Origin of the sequence: Mucilaginibacter sp., assembly GCF_036383575.1 — a bacterium.
Taxonomy (GTDB): domain Bacteria; phylum Bacteroidota; class Bacteroidia; order Sphingobacteriales; family Sphingobacteriaceae; genus Mucilaginibacter.
The window spans coordinates 1-3,235 of the sequence record NZ_DASVOB010000556.1 but is presented as its reverse complement, the minus strand read 5'-3'; the positions used below and the strand labels follow the sequence as shown (position 1 = coordinate 3,235).

At 46.8% G+C, this 3,235-nt stretch carries 3 protein-coding genes; 2 read left to right on the top strand and 1 reads right to left on the bottom strand.

Features of this window, described 5'->3' with window-relative positions; translation table 11 throughout:
- Both VF500_RS19850 and ilvA read left to right on the top strand, forming a co-directional pair.
- Window positions 1-1,128 (top strand): 2-isopropylmalate synthase (locus VF500_RS19850; protein ID WP_330861343.1); only part of this gene is annotated, 1,128 nt, incomplete at its 5' end.
- Window positions 1,129-1,130: 2 nt separating this feature from the next.
- Window positions 1,131-2,381: a threonine ammonia-lyase IlvA gene (gene ilvA / locus VF500_RS19845; RefSeq protein WP_330861342.1), complete on the top strand. Its 1,251-nt coding sequence runs from the start codon at window positions 1,131-1,133 to the stop codon at window positions 2,379-2,381.
- Window positions 2,382-2,588: 207 nt separating this feature from the next.
- On the opposite strand, the gene VF500_RS19840 is transcribed toward ilvA, so the two are convergent.
- The coding region (locus VF500_RS19840) for a cyclodeaminase/cyclohydrolase family protein (RefSeq protein ID WP_330861341.1) at window positions 2,589-3,235 on the bottom strand (647 nt) is incomplete at its 5' end.

The window sequence follows — 3,235 nt, the reverse complement described above, 5'->3', positions numbered from 1 at the left end:
ACGCTCCGCGATGGCGAGCAGGTACCGGGTTGCCAGTTAACAACCCCCGAAAAGATTGAGATAGCTAAGGAACTGGAACTACTGGGCGTGGATATCATTGAAGCAGGTTTCCCGGTTTCAAGCCCGGGCGACTTCCAAAGCGTAGTTGAAATTTCAAAAGCTGTAAAAGAGCCAACTGTTTGCGCGCGTACCCGTGCCAATAAAGGCGATATTGATGCAGCTGTAGCATCTCTGCAATATGCTAAACGTCCGCGCATCCATACGGGTATCGGCTCGTCTGATATGCACATCAAACATAAATTCAACAGCACCCGCGAAGAAATTTTGGAGCGTGCCGTTGAAGCCGTTAAATACGCTAAAAAATCGGTTGAGGACATCGAATTTTATGCCGAAGATGCCGGTCGCGCCGATGTGGTTTACCTTGCCCAAATGGTTGAGGCTGTTATTGCCGCCGGTGCTACCGTAGTAAACATTCCGGATACCAATGGTTATTGCCTGCCCGATCAGTATGGCAGCAAGATCAAATTCCTGAAAGAGAACGTTAAAAATATTGATAAGGCTATCATCTCTGTTCATTGCCATAATGACCTTGGTTTGGCTACTGCCAACTCAATAGCAGGCTTACAGAACGGTGCCCGCCAGATTGAAGGTACCATTAATGGTATCGGCGAACGCGCAGGTAACACTTCTATCGAAGAAGTGGTGATGATCCTGAAAACGCATCAAACCTTAGGGTTGCATACCAATATCGATTCTAAAAGATTCTATGAATTGAGCCAGATGATCCGCACACAAATGCGGATGCCGGTACAGCCTAACAAGGCTATTGTTGGTGCAAATGCTTTTGCCCATAGCTCAGGCATTCACCAGGATGGCTTTTTGAAGATGCGTGAAAATTATGAGATCATTCGTCCTGAAGATGTAGGCTTTCCGAGCGCCACAATAGTGCTAACCGCGCGTAGCGGCAGGCATGCTCTGAAGTTCCATCTGGAACGTTTAGGCTTCAGTTTAGATAAGGAAGAACTGGCCCAGGTATACAACAAATTTTTAACGCTTGCAGATGCCAAGCTTGATATAAACGACCAGGACCTGAACGGCTTGATGGCCCACAGGCTGGTAAAGAACTAAAAATGGAAACTGATACAAAAAGCCAGCTTGATTTTGAAGCGGCATATCAGCGGATAAAGGACGTTGTGAAACGTACCCCGTTGGAATATAACGCCGGTCTTTCGGCAAAATACGAGTGCGATGTTTATTTAAAACGTGAAGACCTGCAGGTTGTTCGCTCCTATAAGTTGCGCGGCGCATACAACATGATCAGTCAATTAAATGACGATGAGTTGAGCCGCGGCGTGGTTTGCGCAAGCGCGGGTAACCATGCCCAGGGCGTAGCCTTTTCGTGCAACAAAAAAAATATTAAGGGCGTAATTTTTATGCCTGAAATTACCCCCAAACAAAAGGTTAAACAAACCGCCATGTTTGGTAACGGTAATATAGAGATCGTGCTTACAGGCGATACTTTTGATGATTGCCTGGCTGAAGCGCTCACCTACACCGAAAAAAACAAGATGACTTTCATCCCTCCTTTTGATGACTACCGCGTTATTGAAGGCCAGGGAACCGTAGGTGTTGAAATACTGCAGGATCTGCCAGATGTTGAAGTCGCGATTATGCCCATCGGCGGCGGCGGCTTTGCATCAGGAACAGGTACTTATCTTAAAAACAACGTCCCAAATATCCATCTGATAGGTGTTGAGCCTGAAGGTGCGCCATCAATGCTGGGCGCTATCAACCATGGCAAGCCCATTACTTTAGATGAGATAGACCGTTTTGTTGACGGCGCCGCTGTTAAACGTGTTGGCGCGTTAACTTACAACATATGTAAAGAGATCCTGAATGATATGCTGCTGGTGCCCGAAGGTAAAATTTGCACCACCATACTCAAGCTTTACAACGAGGATGCCATTGTGGTTGAACCAGCCGGTGCACTATCTGTAGCTGCACTTGATGCCTGCAAAGAGCAGATCAAAGGCAAAAAAGTGGTTTGCATCATCAGCGGCGGTAATAACGATATTGCCCGCATGCAGGAGATCAAAGAAAAGTCACTGCTGTACGAAGGCCTGAAACATTACTTCATTGTACGTTTCCCACAGCGTCCGGGTGCTTTGAAATTGTTTGTGAATAGCGTGTTAGGCCCTGGTGATGATATTACCCGTTTCGAGTTCATCAAAAAGAATGAGAAAGAAAACGGTCCGGCGTTGGTAGGCATCGAACTAAAAAATGCCGAAGATTACCCTGCGCTATTGCAACGCATGCATGCTCACCGTTTTAACGTTATTGAATTAAACAAAGATCAAACTTTGTTTGAGTATTTGGTGTGAGATAATTCCAAATATTAAACTCTCGTCATTGCGAGGTACGAAACAATCCCGAATTAGCAGGTCCGCCCTGTATGGTTCGCGATTGCTTCGTTCCTCGCAATGACGTTTTAGAAGGAGCTTCGGCTACCCCAACCCGATTAGCAGGTTCGCCCTGTATAGTTCGCGATTGCTTCGTACCTCGCAATGACGTTTTGGAAAGAGCCTCGGCTACCCCAACCCTATTTTCCCGTTCACCATCTCAATGATCTCCGCTTCCAGCACAATGGCTTTCCGCTCAATTTCATTGCCCCTGTAAATGATATCGATCACATAATCTTTATCCTTATAGCCCGAGGCGTTGATCTTTACATTCATGAACGCGCCTAATACCGCGGTACGGGCGCAAAGGGCGGCCACGCCGGCATCGGTTATAGAATTGGGGTTACCGGTCTGCGTCATCGCTTTAATTACCTCCATGCTATCCAAAGCAGCCTCCATTACTTTAAAAGGTATTTCAATAGCATAGCGGGTAGCATCCTGAATAGCTTTATCACGGATCGACTTTTCCTCATCGTTTGATTTCGGAAGAGCAAACGCCTCCATGATCTGGTTAAAGGCCGTGGTATCCTGATCAACCAATGCCAGCAGTTCATTTTTAAATTGCTGACCTTTTTGTGCCCAATCACTAAATTCCTGCCAGCGGCTGTCCCATCCTTTTTTGTGCGAGCTGAGGTTAGCTACCATGGTAGCCAGCGACGCACCTAATGCACCAACAGTCGCAGATATCGATCCACCACCCGGTGCCGGGCTTTCACTGGCGGTTTCATCAGCCAGGTCAGTAAGGCTCATATTGATGAGTTTACTGTCGGTTTTAT

What these genes read in the sequence shown, in the direction of transcription:
- ilvA (WP_330861342.1), top strand. Translation starts at nt 1,131, where the DNA reads ATGGAAACTGATACAAAAAGCCAGCTTGATTTTGAAGCGGCATATCAG.